Annotated in this window: 19 protein-coding genes; 10 read left to right on the forward strand and 9 right to left on the reverse strand. The window is 34.2% G+C overall.

Annotated features, from left to right (window positions below):
- Positions 1 to 55 precede the first annotated feature (55 nt).
- Both ACJJV4_RS03815 and ACJJV4_RS03820 read right to left on the reverse strand, forming a co-directional pair.
- Positions 56 to 352: a putative quinol monooxygenase gene (locus ACJJV4_RS03815; protein ID WP_405292143.1), complete on the reverse strand. Its 297-nt coding sequence runs from the start codon at positions 350 to 352 to the stop codon at positions 56 to 58.
- 53 nt (positions 353 to 405) lie between these two features.
- Positions 406 to 1,284: an S-adenosyl-l-methionine hydroxide adenosyltransferase family protein gene (locus ACJJV4_RS03820; RefSeq protein WP_405292144.1), complete on the reverse strand. Its 879-nt coding sequence runs from the start codon at positions 1,282 to 1,284 to the stop codon at positions 406 to 408.
- A 169-nt stretch (positions 1,285 to 1,453) separates the two neighbouring features.
- On the opposite strand from ACJJV4_RS03820, the gene ACJJV4_RS03825 reads away from it, so the two are divergent.
- The 4 genes from ACJJV4_RS03825 (at position 1,454) to ACJJV4_RS03840 (ending at position 5,422) form a co-directional block, all read left to right on the forward strand.
- Positions 1,454 to 2,407, forward strand: a complete 954-nt coding sequence (locus tag ACJJV4_RS03825) for a PhoH family protein (RefSeq protein WP_405292145.1) — start codon at positions 1,454 to 1,456, stop codon at positions 2,405 to 2,407.
- Between the two features lie 220 nt (positions 2,408 to 2,627).
- On the forward strand, positions 2,628 to 3,137 hold the full coding sequence (locus tag ACJJV4_RS03830) for a hypothetical protein (protein WP_405292146.1): 510 nt from the start codon (positions 2,628 to 2,630) through the stop codon (positions 3,135 to 3,137).
- Positions 3,138 to 3,257: 120 nt separating this feature from the next.
- Positions 3,258 to 4,202: a phosphoribosylaminoimidazolesuccinocarboxamide synthase gene (locus ACJJV4_RS03835; protein WP_405292147.1), complete on the forward strand. Its 945-nt coding sequence runs from the start codon at positions 3,258 to 3,260 to the stop codon at positions 4,200 to 4,202.
- Positions 4,203 to 4,270: 68 nt separating this feature from the next.
- A complete protein-coding gene (locus tag ACJJV4_RS03840) occupies positions 4,271 to 5,422 on the forward strand; it encodes an adenylyltransferase/cytidyltransferase family protein (RefSeq protein ID WP_405292148.1) in 1,152 nt (383 codons plus the stop codon).
- A gap of 86 nt (positions 5,423 to 5,508) precedes the next feature.
- Here the strand turns inward: ACJJV4_RS03840 and ACJJV4_RS03845 are convergent, their stop codons facing one another.
- The 5 genes from ACJJV4_RS03845 to ACJJV4_RS03865 form a co-directional block, all read right to left on the reverse strand.
- Positions 5,509 to 6,156, reverse strand: a complete 648-nt coding sequence (locus ACJJV4_RS03845; protein ID WP_405292149.1) for an HAD family hydrolase — start codon at positions 6,154 to 6,156, stop codon at positions 5,509 to 5,511.
- Between the two features lie 21 nt (positions 6,157 to 6,177).
- Positions 6,178 to 6,963 (reverse strand): carbonic anhydrase, encoded by a 786-nt coding sequence (locus tag ACJJV4_RS03850; protein ID WP_405292150.1) that lies wholly within the window; start codon positions 6,961 to 6,963, stop codon positions 6,178 to 6,180.
- Positions 6,964 to 7,037: 74 nt separating this feature from the next.
- Positions 7,038 to 9,449, reverse strand: a complete 2,412-nt coding sequence (locus ACJJV4_RS03855; protein WP_405292151.1) for a TonB-dependent receptor domain-containing protein — start codon at positions 9,447 to 9,449, stop codon at positions 7,038 to 7,040.
- Complete coding sequence (locus ACJJV4_RS03860) at positions 9,436 to 9,843, reverse strand: RNA methyltransferase (protein WP_405292152.1); 408 nt, start codon at positions 9,841 to 9,843, stop codon at positions 9,436 to 9,438. Before ACJJV4_RS03860 ends, ACJJV4_RS03855 begins: the two co-directional genes overlap by 14 nt.
- A gap of 2 nt (positions 9,844 to 9,845) precedes the next feature.
- Positions 9,846 to 10,934 carry a heparan-alpha-glucosaminide N-acetyltransferase domain-containing protein gene (locus ACJJV4_RS03865; protein WP_405292153.1) on the reverse strand — a complete coding sequence of 363 codons (1,089 nt, stop codon included), beginning with the start codon at positions 10,932 to 10,934 and terminating at the stop codon, positions 9,846 to 9,848.
- Between the two features lie 76 nt (positions 10,935 to 11,010).
- On the opposite strand from ACJJV4_RS03865, the gene ACJJV4_RS03870 reads away from it, so the two are divergent.
- The 3 genes from ACJJV4_RS03870 (at position 11,011) to ACJJV4_RS03880 (ending at position 14,537) form a co-directional block, all read left to right on the forward strand.
- A complete protein-coding gene (locus tag ACJJV4_RS03870; protein ID WP_405292154.1) occupies positions 11,011 to 12,387 on the forward strand; it encodes an alanine/glycine:cation symporter family protein in 1,377 nt (458 codons plus the stop codon).
- Between the two features lie 184 nt (positions 12,388 to 12,571).
- Positions 12,572 to 12,829 carry a DUF4212 domain-containing protein gene (locus ACJJV4_RS03875; protein ID WP_405292155.1) on the forward strand — a complete coding sequence of 86 codons (258 nt, stop codon included), beginning with the start codon at positions 12,572 to 12,574 and terminating at the stop codon, positions 12,827 to 12,829.
- Positions 12,819 to 14,537: a sodium:solute symporter family protein gene (locus ACJJV4_RS03880; protein ID WP_405292156.1), complete on the forward strand. Its 1,719-nt coding sequence runs from the start codon at positions 12,819 to 12,821 to the stop codon at positions 14,535 to 14,537. Before ACJJV4_RS03875 ends, ACJJV4_RS03880 begins: the two co-directional genes overlap by 11 nt.
- 118 nt (positions 14,538 to 14,655) lie before the next feature.
- On the opposite strand, the gene ACJJV4_RS03885 is transcribed toward ACJJV4_RS03880, so the two are convergent.
- Both ACJJV4_RS03885 and ACJJV4_RS03890 read right to left on the reverse strand, forming a co-directional pair.
- A complete protein-coding gene (locus ACJJV4_RS03885) occupies positions 14,656 to 15,240 on the reverse strand; it encodes a superoxide dismutase family protein (protein ID WP_405292157.1) in 585 nt (194 codons plus the stop codon).
- A gap of 219 nt (positions 15,241 to 15,459) precedes the next feature.
- Positions 15,460 to 16,377: an AraC family transcriptional regulator gene (locus ACJJV4_RS03890; RefSeq protein ID WP_405292158.1), complete on the reverse strand. Its 918-nt coding sequence runs from the start codon at positions 16,375 to 16,377 to the stop codon at positions 15,460 to 15,462.
- Between the two features lie 229 nt (positions 16,378 to 16,606).
- On the opposite strand from ACJJV4_RS03890, the gene ACJJV4_RS03895 reads away from it, so the two are divergent.
- From ACJJV4_RS03895 to acs, 3 genes are all read left to right on the forward strand, one after another.
- Positions 16,607 to 18,106: an aldehyde dehydrogenase family protein gene (locus ACJJV4_RS03895; protein ID WP_405292159.1), complete on the forward strand. Its 1,500-nt coding sequence runs from the start codon at positions 16,607 to 16,609 to the stop codon at positions 18,104 to 18,106.
- A 78-nt stretch (positions 18,107 to 18,184) separates the two neighbouring features.
- Positions 18,185 to 18,541 (forward strand): DUF779 domain-containing protein, encoded by a 357-nt coding sequence (locus tag ACJJV4_RS03900; protein ID WP_405292160.1) that lies wholly within the window; start codon positions 18,185 to 18,187, stop codon positions 18,539 to 18,541.
- A gap of 163 nt (positions 18,542 to 18,704) precedes the next feature.
- The gene (gene acs / locus ACJJV4_RS03905; RefSeq protein WP_405292161.1) at positions 18,705 to 20,612 is read left to right on the forward strand and encodes an acetate--CoA ligase; all 1,908 of its coding nucleotides are present in this window, start codon (positions 18,705 to 18,707) and stop codon (positions 20,610 to 20,612) included.
- The last annotated feature ends 49 nt before the right edge of the window (positions 20,613 to 20,661 follow it).

The following is a 20,661-nucleotide window of genomic DNA, read 5'->3' on the forward strand; positions in this document are numbered from 1 at the left end:
TTTACAAATGTAGTCGCAATTATAAATTATTGCTTTTTATTATTAAATGTTAGTTTCAATCTAATGTTTCTAACCTATCCAAACTCCAAGCTTCTGGTCTAGCTCTAAAGAGTGGTTTTAGAGTTTTCCAAAGAGCTTTAAATTCTTTAGATTTTCGATATTCTTGCAACTGGGCATCACTTTCCCAATAACTGTAAGTGAAAAGTATAGTTGGATCGGTTTTATCTCGATATAGTTCTAGAAAAGTACAGCCGTTAGAGTCCCTAATTCTAGTTTTGTTGTTTTCAAAACTTTCCAAAAAGACGTCAACATTCTGTCTATAAAAACCCATTTTAACAATTCGAACTAACATATTTTATTGTTTTGGTTATTCCAAAAGAGATTGTATTCAAAAGTTTTATTTTTTTAAATACGCCCATCTAGCGCTATTTGGCTTTTTGCAATAATAGAAGCCGTACTGAAATTAACACTTACTGCATCCATAATACCCAAACCTAATAAGGTAGATGCACTACCAACTGTAGACGGATTACTTTTAAAAACTGAAATTTCTAAAAACCCGCCAGAATTAAAAACGACTAATTTTCTCCCTTCATCTTGACGTTTTTCAGCAGGAATTTCAAAATTTACAATATCGCTATATTTTAGATGTATTTTTTTGAATTTGTAATTTCGAGCCGATATTTCAAAATCTCGACCTTTCTGTATACTTTCAAAAAAGCTCCGTTTTATATTCGTTACAACATTACCATAGTTATCTATATATATAATACTGCCTACAATTTGAGTTTTATCGTCATTAACAAAAGGTTCTATATTTTTAATAGGCTTAATACTATTTATGTTTTTTCCAACCACATCTAAAGTTCCGCCACGAGCAATATGGCATGCTACTTTTACAAATACATCTAGCACAGGGAAACTCGTTTGTATTTTATCGTGAATATTAATTTCAACAATTTTTTCAGGCACAATTTCCGAGCAAATCATACTCATAATACCATTGTTGGCACAAATAAAATAATGGCCATCTAATTTAACAGCAATATGCTTGTTTTCCGGGTTAATTTCCGAGTCAATACCAATAATATGTATAGTGCCTTCAGGGAAACTACTATAGGCATTTTGTATAATATATGCCGCTTCAGGAATACTAAATGGAGATACATTATGCGAGATATCAACAATATTAACATCGGGCAGCTCACTATAAATAGCACCTTTGGTTGCGCCAGTAAAGTGGTCTTTTAGGCCAAAGTCTGATGTTAATGTTATTATTGCCATGAACGAAATTGTTGATATGTTTTTAGCGTTTTGTCGTCTAAAATTACGTATTTTTGAGTTGAACGCTTACGAGATACAAACCTACATAAATTTTTGTTTTCGTTTTTATATTTTAAATGAAAATTGAGAGGTTTTAATATCAAAATTTAATAAAATTAAAACAACGCCTTTGAATGAAATCATTATTGAATTAGAAGAAATTACGCCTAAAGAATTTTTTGGCGCACAAAATGTAAATATTGAACTTTTAAAAAAGTACTTTCCTAAATTAAAAATTGTAGCGCGTGGCAACCAAATTAAAGCTTTTGGAGAAGAAGAGCTTTTAGATGAATTCGATCGCAGGCTTACCATGCTCCTAAAGCATTTTGCGAAGTATAACAAGCTAGATGAAAACGTTATAGAGCGCGTATTAACTAGCCAAAGTAGCGACGATTATATTGCATCTGCCAAAGGAGGTGAGGTTATTGTGCATGGTGTAGGCGGCAAGCTTATAAAAGCCCAAACGGCCAACCAACGTAAATTGGTGGAGCTTATGCATAAAAACGATATGGTTTTTGCTATTGGTCCAGCCGGAACAGGTAAAACCTATACAGGTGTTGCTCTTGCTGTGCAAGCACTTAAAAACAGAGAAGTAAAACGTATTATTTTAACACGTCCAGCAGTAGAAGCTGGTGAGAATTTAGGTTTTTTGCCTGGGGATTTAAAAGAAAAGTTAGACCCGTACATGCAACCACTTTACGATGCACTTCGAGATATGATTCCTGCAGAGAAATTAGCACAGTATATTGAAAATGGGACTATACAAATTGCTCCGTTAGCCTTTATGCGCGGTAGAACTCTAGATAATGCTTTTGTTATTTTAGATGAAGGGCAGAACACTACACATGCCCAAATGAAAATGTTTTTAACCCGTATGGGTAAGCATGCAAAGTTTTTATTAACCGGAGATCCTGGGCAAATAGATTTACCACGACGTACTATTTCTGGTTTAAAAGAAGCGCTTCTAATTTTGAAAAATGTAGAAGGTGTTGGTATGATTTTTCTAGATGATAAAGATGTTGTTCGTCACAAGCTCGTTAAAAAAGTAATTGAAGCTTACAAAAGTATCGAGAATATAGATTAATAAATCGATAAAGGTATAAAGTAGCAACTCAAGCTACTTGAAGATTAGATATAGAGCCAGTTTTTTAACTGGCTTTTTTATTAAGCTTTTTTTATAACGTATTGATGTACTGTTTTTAACGAAAAAGCATCCTATAATTCTATAAATATTACCCATAATCTTGTAACTTTTTTTGGCCTATGTTTTAGAAATTTGCATATAATTAAAAAAGAAATACATTATGAAAAAATTATTTTTAGTAGCAGTTTTATTCGGTTTTAATTCAGTTTTTGCACAAGAAGATGTGGAATTTACTTCAGATAATTCATGGTTAAAGGCCGGAATAACAACAGGAATACCAGTAGGAGATACAAGTGATGCATCATCCTTTTCGTTAGGTTTAGATTTAAGAGGTCAATATTTAATTAATCCCAACATTGGAATTGGAGTAGCCTCCGGTTATAATCACTTTTTTGGTGAAGATAATGTTGATGATTTTGGAGTGATTCCTGCAGCAGGTTTCTTTCGTTATTACTTTACGCCAAACGGTTTGTTTCTAGGAACAGATGTTGGATATGGTTTTTTAACTAATGTTGAAAATAATGATGGCGGATTGTATGTTAACCCTCAAATTGGTTATCACAATAAAGATTGGAATTTCTATGCTTATTATCAAAATACATTTGCAGAATACGATGTGGATGTTCAAAATGTTGGAGTAGGCGTTACCTATAATATCAGATTTAAATAAATATTAGGATTATTGAGTAATACTTAAAAGGAGAAATGTAAATTTCTCCTTTTTTTATTTAGATTTGTTTGGCGATAGTAAACAAATTACATTTGCAAAACAAACAACAGTCTACTTCTAATGAACACAATTACTGATACTAATTTCAAGTTTCCGGGACAAAAAAGTCTTTATAAAGGAAAAGTAAGAGCCGTATATAACATAAATGATAACGAGTTAGTTATGGTTGCTACCGATCGTTTATCTGCTTTTGATGTTGTTATGCCAAAAGGTATTCCTTACAAAGGGCAAATATTAAACCAAATCGCAACAAAAATGATGGATGCCACTAAGGATATTGTTCCTAATTGGTTAACAGCAACACCAGACCCGAATGTAGCCGTTGGGCATTTATGCGAGCCTTTTAAAGTAGAAATGGTAATTCGTGGTTATATGTCTGGTCATGCAGCACGTGAATATAAAGCTGGAAAACGCATGCTTTGTGGTGTTGTTATGCCAGAAGGAATGAAGGAAAATGATAAATTTCCTAACCCTATAATTACGCCAGCAACAAAGGCTGAAATGGGCGACCATGATGAAGATATTTCTCGTGAAGATATTTTAATACGTGGTATTGTTTCCGAAGAAGATTATGTAGTTTTAGAAGATTATACTCGAAAATTATTTCAGCGCGGAACAGAAATAGCAGCGTCTCGCGGATTAATTTTAGTAGATACAAAATATGAATTCGGAAAAACTAAAGAAGGAAAGATTGTCTTAATTGACGAAATTCATACACCAGACTCTTCTCGTTATTTTTATGCCGATGGTTATCAAGAACGTCAAGAAAAAGGAGAAGCACAGAAACAACTTTCTAAGGAATTTGTACGCCAGTGGTTAATTGCTAATGATTTTCAAGGATTAGAAGGACAAACGGTACCTTTTATGAGTGATGAATATATTCAATCCGTATCCGACCGATATATTGAACTTTATGAAAATATCACAGGTGAAACTTTTGTGAAAGCCGATGTGTCTAACATTCAGGAACGAATAGAAGCTAATGTTTTGGCTTATTTGAAATAGAATTTTTCTGCCCTAGGAAATAAAATTCTTTTTAGTAATTATTAATATTAATTTAAATTTGAGTTATAATGAGTAAAAAGGTTTTTGTGTCAGGTTGTTTCGATATGCTGCATAGTGGGCATATAGCATTTTTTAAAGAAGCTGCTAGCTATGGTGATTTGTATGTTGGAATAGGCTCTGATGCAACAGTTGAAGAATTAAAAGGTCGTCAAACTATAAACTCTGAGCAAGAAAGAATTTATATGATCAATTCTATTCGATATGTTAAAGAGGCTTTTGTGAATACAGGTTCTGGTATTTTGGATTTTAAAGATGATCTTATTAAATTAAAACCAGATTACTTTATTGTAAATGAAGATGGCTTTTCTCCAGCAAAACAAGAGCTCTGCAATAGCTTAGGTATTGAATTAAAATTATTGGAAAGAATACCAGACGCAGGATTACCAGAACGTTCTACAACAGCTATACGATCTGCAGGAAATTGTACCTTGCCTTATAGAATAGATTTGGCAGGAACTTGGATTGATCAGCCTTATGTTTCAAAATATGGATCAGGTTGGGCAATAACCTTATCATTAGAACCTGTAATTGAGTATAACGAAAGATGCGGAATGTCTACATCTACTCGAAATGCTGCAAAAAAAATATGGCCGTATTATTTACCTATGGAAAAACCAGAAAAACTGGCAGAAATCCTTTTTAAATTTGAAAATACTCCGGGATCAACCATGATTTCTGGTGCACAAGATGCAATTGGGATTTGCATGCCCGGTTTGGTAAGGCATCAATATGATAATGCTTATTGGCCAATTAAATTTGAGTCTATTCACACCGAATCTACTTTATCATGGCTGGAAGATCATCTTTATATGGCATTATTGTGGCCTAGAGAACCAGGTCTTGATTTGCTAAAGGTTACTCATATAAATGAGAAGAATGTAAAGGAGCTTTCTACTGCTGCGGATGAAGTTTGGGATGCCATTCAACATATGGATTTAAAAAAGTTTTCTGAGGGGTTTATGAAATCGTTTAACGCGCAAACCAAAATGTTTCCTGCTATGGTAAACGATAGAGTAAATGCTGAAATTGAAAAGTACAAAGATAAAGCTCTCGCTTGGAAATTAGCAGGAGCTGGAGGAGGTGGCTATTTAATTTTAGTTTCAGACAAGCCAATCGAAGGTGCAATGCGAATCAATATAAGAAGAAAAGAAGTTTTGTAATTCTTGTTAATCTTTATAACTGTACTTAGAACGCATATTAGTAAAAAGGGGTTAAACATAAGTTTAACCTTTTTCTTTTAAATTAATTACAACAAATCGATTAAATCTAGCGGGTGATTTAATATGTGGCTCGCTCCATGATCAATCAATTCTTTTTTATCTCTAAATCCCCAAGATACACCAACAGCTAACATGTTTGCGTTATTTGCTGTTTGTATGTCTATACCGGTGTCACCAACAAAAATTGTTTCTTCGGGTAGTACATTTAGCGTTTTACATATTTCTAATGCTACTACCGGATTGGGTTTTTTATGCGCTTCAATCTTCAGCCCGAAAACAGGTTCAAAATAGTCTGGCAGCAATGCTAATACTATTTTTTTAGTAAGTACATCTGCTTTGTTTGAAAAAACGCTTATTTTTAGTTGTTTCGATTTTAAACTATCTAAAAGTTTAATAATACCGCTGTAAGGCTGCGTTTTGGTTGTGCATTGCTCACTATAAATAGTCATCATGGTGTTAAGGCAATTATCTGTTTCTAAATCACTTCGGTGATTTTTTGGTAAGGCATTAATCACCAAACTTTTTATTCCGCTACCAACAAGGTTTTTATAGGTGTTATAAGTGTGAGTAGGATAATTGTGATTTAGTAGAACGGTATTCATGGCGTCTGCTATATCTTCTATAGAATTAACTAATGTGCCATCCAAATCAAAAATAACTGCTTTATATGTCATCTAACTTAAAAAATGAAAAGGTTAATAATTCAATTTAACTTTACGATCGTTTAGGGGTTGCTCATTTCTATAATTGTTAATGGGCATATTATTTCTTAGTTTTAAAACTTCTTTTTCCGATAGTATAAAAGGTTGTTTAAAAACGAACCAGTTTACACCTTCGGTGCATGGTGGCGTAGTTAAAGATCCGCCATAAGAATAATAGTTTTTATCTTCCAAAAATAAACTAGATAAATCTATTTTTTGATGAATAGCTTTAGTTTCTCCATTATTAATGGGTAGGAAGCTTTCAAAAAACTCAAATAATTGACTGTCATCACCTTCTTCTCCCATTATTCCCAAAACAGCAATATGCCCCGATTTACTAATGTGCACTAGATGCATTTCTATGGGGTAAATAACACCATTTATTTTATGTTCTGATGGTTCATGGAAATGAATTTGTTTTAAGTAAAAGTTTTCATTTTTGTAATTTATCGAGTCTCCAGCTTCAAAATCAAACTGCACAGAATGGCCGTTGTTTATTACTTTACTAATATGTGTAGATGGTGTGTAAAGTATTTTTAAATCTCCTTTTGTTGCCGTCGAGTCGGCATCTTTATTAATAATATTTATTGGAGATTGGTGTTTGCCGTTACAATCTGAGTTTTTTTCAACCTCAATCCAATGTTCTGGAGAAGTTTCACCTGCATAACTCCAATGAGAGTTTTCATGTGTTTCGTTGGAATGCTTCGTGTTATCGTGATCTTTGCAGGATAGTAAAAATGTTGTTAATACTATTAAAGGTAAAAAGGTTTTAATTTTCATTGTGTTAAGTTTTACAGAACAAATTTATGGATGTATTTTCATTTAAAACCTTACATTTATCATGTCTTTTAAAGTTAAAACTTGTAAGTGTATCCTAAACGAATAACTTGAGTTTCGTAATAGTTGTTACTCGTGTAACTAAAATCTAGCCCGTTAATTTCTTTTCTAACTACCATGGTATTTAAAAGATCTGTTACGTTTAAAAAGATTTCACCCTTGTTTTTTTGAATAGATTTTTTAATGCCTAAATCGATACCAAATTGTGATTTTGTTTTTCCCTGAGGAATAATATCTGGAGCAAAATAACTAGCCGTAAGTTGAGCATTTAGATTTTGGGAGAACTTAAGGGTGTTATTTAATTTTATTGTGCCAGAAGTCATTTTTTGTTTGTCGGCTGAAAAAATATTTTCACTTGGATAAAGGTTAGTAACAGAAAAGGCATCTATAGTATTATTATAGATATTCGCATTTAAATTAAAAGTATAACTTTCTGAGACTTCTTGGTCGTAAACTAGTTCTACACCATTGTTAGTACTTTTTCCTGCATTTTGAAAAATGGCATAAATAATGGGGTCGTTATCTACGATACTCGAAATTCTCGTAATGGTGCCGTTAGCAAAACGGTGATAAATTGCGGTATACAAACTACTTTTTTTCCAAGAGTGTTTATACCCTAACTCTAATATATTTGTGAACTGAGGACGTAAGTTCGGGTTGCCTACTTTTACTATTTCAGCGTCGTCGTATTTCGGGAATATACGAATGTCTACTTCATTTGGTCGGTCTACTCTGCGGTTGTAGAAAAAAGAAATTTTGTTGTATTCATCTATTTTTTTTGCCAATCTCAGGTTCGGAAAAGGTTCAAAATAGTTGTATCCACCACTTTCGTATGTGTTATGCTCAGGGTTTACTTGGTAGTTTAAATCTACATATTCAATGCGCAAACCAATTTCGGCTTCGTATGTCTCATTTTCAAAAATATAATTACTATAAACAGCAGGAATAAGTTCTTTATACTCAGCTTTACCTCCAGCTTCAATATCTAATGGTGTGTTTGTACCAGGAAAGAATTCCATGTTTATTGGTATATTTCTTTTTCTCAGTTTTAAACCGGTTTCTAGTTTTCCATACTTTAAAGGTTTTACATAATCTATATTAAAATCGTAAACCTGTTCGTCTGAAAGGAGTTTAAAAGAGTTTTTGCTAACGGGTTCGTTTGGTAAAATATTATCGAAAAAATACTTTTCATCTTCACGATGAAAGGTGTAATTAAAACCAAATGTTATTTTATGTCCGGCTTCCTTAAATTTATGCATATAGTTAGCTGTTGCCATTGCTGTTATTTTTACTTCGTCTTCAAGAAATTGCCATAGTCTAAGGCGTTCTGTTAAATCGGCATTAAAAAAAGGTTGGTCACCTTTATCAATAATAACTTCGGTGCCATATAACCCCGAAACCGTCAAGCTGTTCTTGTCATTAATATTCCAATCGAATCCCGATTTTAGCGTGGTAAACTTCGTGTCGCGATTTCGTTTAGATTGTTGTTTGATAATGGCGCCATCATTATAATTGCGAGTAACAAATTCGTTTTTATTTAAAGTTTCAGTATATAAATAATCACCTTGAAAAAAAATGTTGAGTTGGTTTTTTCTATAGTTTAATGATAGAGATGGATTTAATTTAGGTGTTATTTTGTACTGCGGACGAATATCCGGTAAGTTTTTCTTGCGTTCCCATAAAGCTCCTAAACCACCCGTAAAACCAATTTTCCCGTTAAAGCCTTCTGCTTTGTTTTTTTTATATATTATATTGATAATACCTCCGTTTCCGTTGGCATCATATTTAGCCGATGGGTTATTTATTACTTCAATGCGTTCTATGGCAGATGATGGAATGTTGTCTAAACCCGACTGGTTTCCGAACCCAGTAAGAGCTGTTTGCTTACCATCGATAAGTATAATAATTTGATCGTTTCCACGAAGTTTTATTTTGCCATCTTGTACTGATACACTTGGTAAATTTTGCATAGCTTGTAAAACCGATCCTCCATTTTGATTAATATTATCTTTTAAAGAATAGGTTTTTTTGTCCATTTTAGAACTTAAACCATTTTGTTCACTTGTTAGAATTACTTCGTCTAAGGCGGCAATATCTTCTTTTAATAAAATAGTTTTAATGTTTAAGTAAGCAGAGAGTTTACCAACAAATAAGGTTTGATGATATGTTTTGTAACCCACACTCGAAATTTCTAAAATATATTGTCCTGGCTTGGTGTTTTCTATAGTAAAAAAACCGTTTTCATCACTAGCTGTACCGGTAACGAATGTTTCTTTTTTTACAGTTTTTAAAATTACGTTTGCAAAAGGAATAGCTTCTTGCTTGTTAAACTCTTTTATATTTCCAGAAATGGTAATTTCGCTTTGCGCGGAAAGATTTATACTTGTAAGTAGAAAGCATACTATTGAGTATAATTTAAAAAGTTTCATGTGTTGATTTATTTAGTTGGTTTTTTTTCTTTTTCGCTTTAGGTTTACTGGCTTTTGCTAACGGGTTAAATTTTAAGCATAGTTGCAGCCAATACTCTAAATCGGCTTCATTATCAAAGCCTTCTGGAGTTATATAAAGGTAACCTTTTATGGAGCGACCAGTAAAATCCATAGAAAGGCATTCTGGTTTTTTTATTTCATTTAAATAAGCGTTTTCGCCAATACGAGCCATAATTAAGCTATCGCCGTAATCTTTATTGATAAAAATTGCGCAAAGCATTTTGTTGTCAACTTTAAAACAGAGTCCCCCCATCATTTTTAATTCAGAAAAATAGATTTGTTTATCGCTTAATACACGCCTAATCCTATCAGCCAAAAATTCATCGTAAGCCATAATTAGTTTTTAAATTTTCCTGAGAGCTTTCGAATTAAATTATAAATAAAAGCATTTGTTTTTGCGTAATAGAAAGCTACAAAACAGACGACCATCATGAAAACGACAGCACCTAGAACGGCTTGCGTTGGGTCTAAAGATTTTCTAAAAAACCTATTTAAGCCTAAGCCTGTAAAACTTCCGTAAAGTATTATAAAGTGAATAACGTAGATAGAAAGCGTCTTTTCGCCTATTCTAGAAATTATGGATTGTCTTAGAAAACGTTCTAAACTGTAAAAAATCCCAAATAAAATTAAGGTGTCGCCAAGTCGAGTAAAAAGATAATTGTAATAGGCGCTTTGTTTTAGTAATTCTATATCTGTTAAAAGATATAGTCTAATTAGCACTGGTGACGATTGAAATATAAGAAAGAATCCTGTAGTGAAAAAAGTGATAATAGCTATTAATTTAAAATGTTTTCGGTGTAGATGTCTAAAAAATACCGTAGATAAAAAAGCGCCAAAAAAGGAGTAACCTATCCATGGTAAAATAGTGAATACCGAGCCGTTTTTTGTGGTAATATAATTGGCTAAAAAAATAGGAGTATTGGGAATTTCAATAGATCTATATAGTGGTTCCGAGATAAAGGATAAGCAACCCAGCGAAAAAAGTACAAAGGAAAATAAATAATTATATTTTTTGAAAATTAAGTGCAATCCAGCTAAGGTTATTAAAGCTAGACCAATACATTGTAACACGTCTACCACCCAAAAGCGATTATTAAAATCCCCATAGATCCAATTAAAAATATCTAGTCGCAGGCTGTAGCCTATAGCAAGTAGTAATAAGCCTCTAAATAAGCCTTTCTTTATCCTAGCTTTATCATCGCCTTTAGCATGAGCTCGTAATAGTAAATACGAAAAAACGAGTCCGGAAATTGTAAAAAAGGTAGGAGCTGTAAATCCGCGAAAATAAACCCAAATATTATAGACAACATGAGAGTCGCTTCTGTATGCTCGTGCCAGTAAATTATCTATAAAGTGCCCTTGCAACATCATTAAAATGGCAAATGCTCTAACGGCATCAATAAAATATATTCTGTTAGTTTGCAATAAAAATGAGTTTTGAAATATAAATATACTTTTAAAAAATGTAAAGGTCGTGTTTGTAATTTGATATATTTATAAAATGAAGTTGAAAAACATAGAACAAATAATAAAAATTTTTTCTGATTACGCTTGGGGTTTACCTTTAGTTTTGTTGTTAATTGGAGGCGGTTTGTACTTATTAATATTATCGAAGTTTTTGCCATTTCGATATATTGGCCATGCGATTCAGGTTTTAAGAGGGAAGTATGACGACCCGAACGATCCTGGTGAAATATCTCATTTTAAAGCTTTAACAACGGCATTATCTTCCACTATAGGTATGGGGAATATTGCAGGTGTAGCGGCTGCTATTTCACTTGGTGGACCTGGAGCCATGTTTTGGATGTGGGTGAGTGCTATTGTTGGGATGTCTACTAAGTTTTTTACATCATCATTAGCTGTCATGTTTAGAGGTAAAGATAGTAACGGTGATCTGCAAGGCGGCCCTATGTATTTTATAACAGAAGGCTTGGGTAGGTCATGGAAACCACTCGCCGTAATGTTTAGTGTTTTTGGTTTAATTGGAGCTTTACCTGTTGTTAACGTAAACCAATTAACACAAGCTATAAACGATATTCTTTTAAAACCGAATGGTGTTGAGGTTGGGTTGAAATCAAACCTTATTTTATCGGCTATTTTGATAAGCTTAACTTCTGTTATAATTCTTGGAGGTTTAAAGCGGATTAGTAACGCAGCATCAAAATTAGTTCCAGCTATGGTTGTTCTATATTTTGCGCTGGTATTGTTTGTTTTGGTTTCAAATTACCAAGTGGTTCCAAAATATTTTGTAATGATTTTTAGTGATGCCTTTGCGGCGAATAATTTTAAAGGCGAACCTTTTTTCGGAGGTGTTGTTGGTGCTTTGGTATTATTGGGTGTTCGTCGTGGTGCATTTTCAAACGAAGCTGGTATAGGTACGGCTCCAATGGCACATGGAGCAACAAAAACAGCAGAGCCTATTCGAGAAGGTTTGGTGGCTATGTTAGGGCCAGCAATCGATACATTAGTCGTTTGTACTTTAACAGCTTTGGCTATTTTGGTTACGGGTGTTTGGCAAACTACTGCAGATAATGGCGTGAGTTTAACGGCTTCAGCATTTAGTGAATCTATGCCAGTTTATGGTAAATATTTATTAATGGTTTGTGTAGCTATTTTTAGTATTTCTTCTTTGTTTTCATACTCTTATTATGGTACTAAATGTTTGTCTTTTTTAATTGGTGCCGATAAAAAGCATTATTACAATTATATTTATATTCTCAGTATTGTATTAGCTGTAACCACACCTTTTAGTGCTATGCTTAATTTAATAGATGGTGTATTTGCTCTTATGGCAATACCAACAATGTTGAGTACTATCGTTCTTGCTCCTAGAGTTTTAAAAGAAGCAAAGGCATATTTCAAGAAATTACAAGCTTAGAGATAGCATTCATTTTTTTACAAAAAACTGAAATGTGTAATTAAAAACAAGTTAATTAGTTGTTTTTGAAAGACTAAGGAGTTTTGTATTATTTTTATGTGTAGCTTTAGCGTTACCAACTGGTAACATTTAATCTCTTAAGTAAATGTTACCTGTCCACTTTACCAACTAACTAAATTACACCATGACAGACAAAGACCGGGCGAAAGCCTATTGGAAAGAAAACATTAAATATGTGCTTTTGCTATTATTTATTTGGTTTATAGTTTCTTTCGGCGCAGGAATTATTTTTAAAGATGCGTTAAACACCGTTAAATTTGGCGGTTTTAAACTCGGTTTTTGGTTTGCTCAACAAGGTTCTATGTATGTATTTGTTGTTCTAATATTCGTATACGTTCGGTTAATGAATAAGTTGGATAAAAAATACGGATATGATGCATAGTTGGATTCTTGCAGGTTTAGGGGTTCAAAATTGGACGTACATTTTAGTAGGTATAACATTTACCATTTACATCGGCATATCCATATGGGCTAGAGCCGGTTCTACCAAAGAGTTTTACGTTGCGGGAGGTGGTGTTTCTCCATTAGCAAATGGTATGGCCACGGCGGCCGATTGGATGAGTGCGGCGTCGTTTATTTCCATGGCAGGGATTATTTCTTTTGCAGGTTATGATGGTGCTGTGTATTTAATGGGATGGACAGGTGGATATGTGTTGTTAGCTTTATTGTTAGCTCCTTATTTACGTAAGTTCGGTAAGTTTACTGTTCCCGATTTTATTGGTGATCGCTATTATTCTAATACCGCGCGTTCTGTTGGTGTTTTTTGTGCACTCATTGTATCTTTTACATATGTGGCAGGACAAATGCGAGGTGTGGGCTTAGTCTTTTCTCGTTTTTTAGAAGTCGATATTAATACAGGTGTTATAATCGGAATGATAATCGTTTTATTCTATGCTGTTTTAGGAGGAATGAAAGGGATTACATATACGCAAGTCGCTCAATATTGTGTTCTTATTTTCGCTTTTATGGTTCCGGCTATATTTATTTCGATTCAAATGACGGGAAACCCTGTTCCGCAATTAGGTTTTGGTAGCCAGTTAGCTGATGGTTCTGGCACGTACTTATTAGATAAACTCGATGGACTAAGCACCGACTTAGGTTTTGCAGAATATACTGAAGGATCAAAATCTATGATTGATGTGTTTGCCATTACATTAGCATTAATGGTTGGTACGGCAGGATTGCCACACGTAATTGTTAGGTTTTTTACGGTTAAAAGAGTAAAAGATGCCAGAAAATCTGCAGGTTTAGCTTTATTGCTTATTGTAATTTTATACACCGCAGCGCCAGCAGTATCGGTTTTTGCGCGTACAAACATGATTGAAACCGTAAGTAACCAACCATATGAAAATATGCCAGAATGGTTTACAAAATGGGAAACCACAGGTTTAATTGTTTTTAATGATAAAAATAACGATGGTATTATTCAATACGTCGCAGACGAAAGTAAAAACGAACTTAGTGTTGATAACGATATTATGGTTTTGGCAAATCCGGAAATTGCAAAATTACCAGATTGGGTAATTGCTTTAGTTGCAGCAGGTGCATTGGCAGCAGCGTTATCTACAGCGGCGGGTTTATTATTAGTAATATCGGCATCAGTATCTCACGATTTAATTAAAAAAATGATTAAGCCAGATATTAACGAAAAAGGAGAATTAATTGCAGCACGACTTGCAGCTGTAGTTGCTGTTTGTGTAGCCGGTTATTTTGGTGTAAATCCGCCTGGGTTTGTAGCAGCAACGGTTGCGTTAGCTTTTGGGTTAGCGGCAGCTTCATTTTTTCCTGCTATTATTTTGGGTATTTTTTATAAAAAAATGAATAAAGAAGGTGCTATCGCAGGTATGGTTGTTGGTATTTTATCTATGCTGTTCTATATGACTAAGTTTAAATTTGGCTGGTTTGGTGGCGGCACAAAAGCCGATTGGTGGTTTGGTATTTCACCAGAAGGATTTGGTACGGTAGCCATGGTAATTAATTTTGTAGTTTCAATTGTTATTATGAAGTTTACTCCAGAGCCACCAGAATATGTACAAGAAATAGTTGAAAACATTAGAATACCAAGTGGAGCGGGGGAAGCTACACACTAAAATATAATTTTCTGCTTTACTACAAGAGTAGGCGTAAAAAAAAACTGGATGCATACATCTTTTAAAGATAAATGCAACCAGTTTTGTTTTTAGCAATCTGTAATTTTATAAATGCGAGTTATTGAATAATACCAGCACAGCCAATACGAGCGCCAGCATCACCAGAGGGTTGAGATTTCATATCATCTACACCAATATGTACAATTATGGCTTTACCCAAGATGTCTTTAGTTTCATCACCACAGCCCATACACCATTCGTCTGTAGTTTTTGTAATGGTTGCAATTCCGTTCGCGTTTGCTGTTAAGTTTCCTATATCTCCTTTGTGATAACCAGTGGCATCACCCCAAGCACCATGTGGTTGTGCTGTAGGATTCCAATGTCCGCCAGACGATTTTCCATCATCAGAAGAGCAATCTGCTTTTTCATGAATATGTATGGCGTGTTTGCCTACTTCTAATCCTGAAATGCTTCCGTTCATGGTAACTTGGCCATTTTCTTCAGAAAAATTGAGTGTTCCTTTAATATCGCTTCCGCTTTTTGGCGATAATAAAATGGATAAATTTTTATACTTCACGATGGTGTTTTCAACGTTTTTAACCGCTTCGGTTTCTACAATAGTTTCATTTTCTTTTTTAGAATCTTTACACGAAGTTGCAAATACAAGAGTAAATGCGAGTACTACTAATTTTAAATTTTTCATAATTTTTTCTCCTTTTTAGTAAAGTTAAGAAGATAATTAGTGCATTGCAAATTGTAGCTAGTTTCTTTGTTTTTAGAAAGATTGCTTATTCTTTTTATCGCTATAGCTTTTTGTAAAACATGCAGGGCTATAAAATCTTATTTTTTAGATTCTATAGAAGATTAAAAAAGGTTTAGAGGCTGTTGATTAAAATAAACTTGAAGAAAAAGTAGTAATTAATTATTTAATAATGGAAGCTTTAAATTGTTGCGGTGTTATCATTTCCATTTTCTTAAACTGGCGATTAAAATAACTTGTATTATTAAAACCAGATTTAAAAGCAATTTCCGACATTCTGAAATCTTTGGATTCTTTTATGAGTTTTTTCGAGAACTTAATTTTTTCAGAATTAATATAATCAATCGGAGATATACCCAACGTGTTTTTAAATTTCTTATGAAAATGAGATGTGCTCATACATGCTTTTTTTGCTAGTAAATCCACACTAATATCTTTATTTGTTAGGTTCGTTTTTATAAATTTAATAACCATACCAATTCGGGTATCGTTAAGGAAAGCTCCGGACTCATTAAGAATATAAGCTTTAGCTTTGGTTTGCAGTAAACGTACCACGAGCTCTTGTATCATTAAATCGAGAAGAACATCTTTAGAGGTGTTATTGTTTGTAAATGTATAAACCAAGCGCTCAACAAGATGGTTAACATCTGTATTATTTATAAGATGCGATGCATTTTCATCAAGTTTCCATGTGTTATTTTTGTTTTCGATAGCTACGTGATGGTTAAATTTTTCAACAACTTCATCTATTTTACTCCCATCAATACCTAAAGCTAGGCATTGTGTAGGGCAATCTTGTGTGGCTATTGGAAAATCGATAACCATTTCTTTATTGGTTGGCATAACCACAGATTCTCCCGGGAAGAAATCAAAAGATTCTAAACCATCAATATGCATTACTTTTTTACCTGTAAGCATGCTTGCTATTATAGGAAAATCGAATTTTAGCGAAACTTGTTCCGCGTAAGCGTGTGTTTCATAAATGTTTAATTCGGCATATTCGGCATTGTAGGTCGTTCTGTTTTCAACTAAAGTGGTGAGTTTTCTAATACTTCTGTGGTGGTTTAGTAACTGGCTCATAATCAATAATACAAAAAAGATGGGTGTTAATGCTTATATAATAGATACGTTCAATATTTCGATAAATATGTTCAACTGGCTAAGGATTTGATAATATAACTTTATCAAAACTATATAATAAGCAATTTATTAATAATAAAAATATGAATATGTTAAAATATAGCAAATTCATGTTAATTATTAGAAATGTAGCTTAGAAATGTTTAACCAACAACAAAAACTGAGAAAAATGAGTTATTCTAAACCAACATTTAAGACGTCGTATAATAATTTTATTAACGGCAAATTTGTCGCGCCTATTGGTGGCCAGTATTTCGATAATACATCGCCAATAGATAATAGTTTAATTGCTAAATATCCGCGATCACAAAAGGAAGATATCGACATGGCGCTCGATGCTGCTAATGCTGCAAAAGAATCTTGGGGAAATACGCCAGCCGCCCAACGTGCAGCTTTACTAAATAAAGTTGCCGATATTATTGAAGCGCATCTTGAAGAATTTGCATTAGTTGAAACTTGTGATAATGGGAAACCAATTCGCGAAACCTTAAATGCAGATATTCCTTTGGCTATAGACCATTGGCGTTATTTTGCTGCCTGTATCCGGGCTGAGGAAGGTAGTGCCACAGAGCTAGACGCGAACACCTTATCTATGAATATTAAAGAACCGCTTGGTGTAGTTGGGCAAATAATTCCATGGAATTTCCCACTATTAATGCTCTCATGGAAAGTGCCTCCGGCATTAGCAACCGGAAATTGTGTGGTTTTAAAACCGGCAGAACAAACGCCATCTACAGCAACATTGCTTATGGAGAAAATAGCCGATGTTTTTCCTCCAGGAGTATTAAATATTGTGCATGGTTTTGGGCCAGAAGCAGGAAAACCATTAGCATCTAGCCCTAAAGTTGAAAAAGTGGCCTTTACAGGCGAAACCACGACCGGGCAATTAATTATGCAATATGCTTCTAAAAACTTAAACCCAGTAACTATGGAGTTAGGAGGGAAATCGCCTAACGTGTTTTTTAATTCGGTTATGGATGAGGACGATGCGTTTTTAGATAAAGCTATTGAGGGTGCTGTTTTGTTTGCTTTTAATCAAGGTGAAGTTTGTACTTGTCCGTCTCGAATTTTGGTTCAAGAAGATATTTATGATGCTTTTATGGAACGTGTTGTGGCGAGAACAAATGCCATTATTCAAGATAATCCTTACGATGTGAATACTATGGTTGGGGCACAAGCATCGAACGATCAATACGAGAAAATACAAGCCTATTTAGAAATAGGAAAAGAGGAAGGCGCAAAAGTTTTAACAGGTGGAAGTGCTAATAAATTAAGTGGCGATTTAGCGAGTGGATTTTACATACAACCCACTATTTTAGAAGGTCATAATAAAATGCGAGTCTTTCAAGAAGAAATTTTTGGTCCGGTAGCTTGTGTTACAAAGTTTAAAGATGAAGCTGAAGCTTTGGAAATAGCCAATGATACACTTTACGGTTTGGGTGCTGGAGTTTGGACCCGTGATGCGCACCAATTATACCAAATACCACGCGCTATTAAAGCAGGTCGCGTTTGGGTAAATTGTTATCATACTTATCCTGCACATGCGCCGTTTGGAGGTTATAAAAAATCGGGATTTGGTCGTGAGAACCACGTGATGATGATGAATTATTACAGACAGACCAAAAACATGCTTATTTCTTACGATAAAAATAAATTAGGTTTCTTTTAGAATTAGATTCAGATTAATAGTGTAATACTTAAAAGGTTGAGCCGTATTGTGTTTAGCCTTTTTTGTAAATTTAAAATTATGGAAAGAATAGCAATAACTAATAAGGCGGCGCTAGTTGTAAATACATTGAAAGCAAAGCATGGGGATCTTGTTTTTCACCAAAGTGGTGGCTGTTGCGACGGATCGGCACCAATGATATTTGAAGAGGGTGATATGTATCTGGATGATAATGATATTTTGTTGGGTACAGTGGAAGGCGTTAATTTTTATATGAGTAGGGATCAATTTGAATATTGGAAACACACACATTTAACTGTTGATGTTACAGAAGGGCGAGGAGCAAGTTTCTCTCTTGAAATTCCGTTAGGATTACGTTTTTTAATTCATTCACGTCTATTTACAAAAGCAGAACAAGCCTTTTTTAAAACCATTTAAAGATAATTATTTTCAGTACACTTATTTTGTTAACAAAAGCTAAAAACAAAGTGAAATACATAATATTTTGCTATTTTAGAACTCGAAACCAAGTAGCTCTTAGAAAAGAGAATCTAGCAATAATTTTTAATATTTTTTGCTAATAACCAACTAAATATAAATCATGAGTAATTATCACATAAAACATTTAGAAGAATATTATCAAGTCTATAGAAAATCGGTTAGAGAACCCGAAAACTTTTGGGAAGAAATAGCTGAAGAGCATTTTATGTGGCAAAAAAAATGGGATAAAGTTTTAAGTTGGGATTTTGCGAAGCCCGAAGTAAAGTGGTTTGAGGGGGCAGAATTAAACATTACAGAAAACTGTATTGATAGACATTTACCAACGCGTGGCGATAAAACCGCAATTTTATTCGAACCCAATAATCCAAACGATCCGGCTGAACATATTACATACAACCAATTGCACGATCGTGTAAATCAATTTGCGAATGTTTTAAAAAACCGGGGGGTTGCAAAAGGTGATCGCGTTTGCATTTACTTACCAATGATTCCGGAACTCGCTGTTGCCACTTTAGCATGTGCTAGAATTGGCGCCATCCACTCGGTGGTATTTGCAGGTTTTTCTGCTACAGCATTATCAACTCGAATTAACGATTCCGATTGTAAAATAGTAATTACTAGCGATGGTTCTTACCGAGGTTCTAAAACTATAGATTTAAAAGGTATTGTAGACGAGGCTTTAGAGAGTTGCCCAGGTGTTAAAGATGTTTTGGTTGCCAAACGAATTAATACGGATATCCATATGGAAGCTGGTCGTGACCAATGGTTGCAACCACTTTTGGATGCGGCATCTACCGATTGCAAAGCTGAGGTTATGAATGCAGAAGATCCGTTGTTTATTTTGTACACATCGGGTTCTACCGGAAAACCAAAAGGCATGGTGCATACCACAGCCGGATATATGGTTTATACGGCGTATACTTTTAAAAATATATTTCAATATAAGGAAAACGATGTGTATTGGTGTACAGCCGATATAGGTTGGATTACTGGCCATAGTTACATTCTTTACGGTCCGTTAACAAATGGAGCTACAACAGTTTTATTCGAAGGTGTACCTAGTTATCCAGATTTTGGACGCTTTTGGGAAATTGTAGAAAAACATAAAGTAAATCAGTTTTACACTGCACCAACAGCTATTAGGGCATTGGCAAAACAAGGTGTAGAATTAGTAGAAAAATACGATTTATCATCGTTAAAAGTACTTGGCTCGGTAGGTGAGCCTATAAACGAAGAAGCTTGGCACTGGTATAATGATAACGTCGGGAAAAAGAAAAGCCCAATTGTTGATACTTGGTGGCAAACAGAAACTGGTGGAATTATGATTAGTCCAATTCCGTTTGTAACACCAACAAAACCAACTTATGCCACGTTACCATTTATTGGTATTCAACCAGCTTTAATGGATGAAGAAGGGAATGAGTTAAGAGGGAATCAAGTAGAGGGGCGTTTATGTGTAAAATTCCCTTGGCCAAGTATGGCTAGAACCATTTGGGGAAACCATCAGCGTTATAAAGATACCTATTTTTCGGCTTATGAAAATAAGTATTTTACCGGTGATGGCGCATTGCGTGATGAGGTTGGTTATTATCGAATTACAGGTCGTGTAGACGATGTAATTATCGTTTCTGGGCATAACCTCGGTACTGCTCCTATAGAAGATGCGGTTAACGAGCATCCAGCAGTTGCAGAGTCTGCCATTGTTGGCTTCCCACACGATATTAAAGGAAATGCACTTTATGGTTATGTTATTCTGAAGGATTTTGGTGAAACCAGAGATCAAAACAATCTTAGAAAAGAAATTAACCAAATGATTACCGAGTCTATCGGGCCAATCGCGAAACTAGATAAAATTCAGTTTACTGCTGGCTTACCAAAAACACGTTCGGGTAAAATTATGCGACGTATTTTACGTAAAATAGCAAGTAACGATACTAGTAATTTAGGTGATACAAGTACATTATTGAATCCCGAAGTTGTTCAGGAAATTATGGATAACGTACTTTAGTTTAATACATTAATCATTTAAAAATAAATAGCTTTAATAACACCTTTTT

Source organism: Algibacter sp. Ld11 (genome assembly GCF_045066735.1).
Classification (GTDB): Bacteria; Bacteroidota; Bacteroidia; order Flavobacteriales; family Flavobacteriaceae; genus Algibacter.

Bases quoted from the DNA above. Each gene is read 5' to 3' on its own strand.
- ACJJV4_RS03845 (WP_405292149.1), bottom strand. From the start codon at position 6,156: ATGACATATAAAGCAGTTATTTTTGATTTGGATGGCACATTAGTTAAT.
- ACJJV4_RS03815 (WP_405292143.1), bottom strand. From the start codon at position 352: ATGTTAGTTCGAATTGTTAAAATGGGTTTTTATAGACAGAATGTTGAC.
- acs (WP_405292161.1), top strand. From the start codon at position 18,705: ATGAGTAATTATCACATAAAACATTTAGAAGAATATTATCAAGTCTAT.
- ACJJV4_RS03890 (WP_405292158.1), bottom strand. From the start codon at position 16,377: ATGAGCCAGTTACTAAACCACCACAGAAGTATTAGAAAACTCACCACT.
- ACJJV4_RS03820 (WP_405292144.1), bottom strand. From the start codon at position 1,284: ATGGCAATAATAACATTAACATCAGACTTTGGCCTAAAAGACCACTTT.
- ACJJV4_RS03855 (WP_405292151.1), bottom strand. From the start codon at position 9,449: ATGAAACTTTTTAAATTATACTCAATAGTATGCTTTCTACTTACAAGT.
- ACJJV4_RS03900 (WP_405292160.1), top strand. From the start codon at position 18,185: ATGGAAAGAATAGCAATAACTAATAAGGCGGCGCTAGTTGTAAATACA.
- ACJJV4_RS03875 (WP_405292155.1), top strand. From the start codon at position 12,572: ATGACAGACAAAGACCGGGCGAAAGCCTATTGGAAAGAAAACATTAAA.
- ACJJV4_RS03840 (WP_405292148.1), top strand. From the start codon at position 4,271: ATGAGTAAAAAGGTTTTTGTGTCAGGTTGTTTCGATATGCTGCATAGT.
- ACJJV4_RS03895 (WP_405292159.1), top strand. From the start codon at position 16,607: ATGAGTTATTCTAAACCAACATTTAAGACGTCGTATAATAATTTTATT.
- ACJJV4_RS03860 (WP_405292152.1), bottom strand. From the start codon at position 9,843: ATGGCTTACGATGAATTTTTGGCTGATAGGATTAGGCGTGTATTAAGC.
- ACJJV4_RS03835 (WP_405292147.1), top strand. From the start codon at position 3,258: ATGAACACAATTACTGATACTAATTTCAAGTTTCCGGGACAAAAAAGT.
- ACJJV4_RS03880 (WP_405292156.1), top strand. From the start codon at position 12,819: ATGATGCATAGTTGGATTCTTGCAGGTTTAGGGGTTCAAAATTGGACG.
- ACJJV4_RS03885 (WP_405292157.1), bottom strand. From the start codon at position 15,240: ATGAAAAATTTAAAATTAGTAGTACTCGCATTTACTCTTGTATTTGCA.
- ACJJV4_RS03830 (WP_405292146.1), top strand. From the start codon at position 2,628: ATGAAAAAATTATTTTTAGTAGCAGTTTTATTCGGTTTTAATTCAGTT.
- ACJJV4_RS03850 (WP_405292150.1), bottom strand. From the start codon at position 6,963: ATGAAAATTAAAACCTTTTTACCTTTAATAGTATTAACAACATTTTTA.
- ACJJV4_RS03870 (WP_405292154.1), top strand. From the start codon at position 11,011: ATGAAGTTGAAAAACATAGAACAAATAATAAAAATTTTTTCTGATTAC.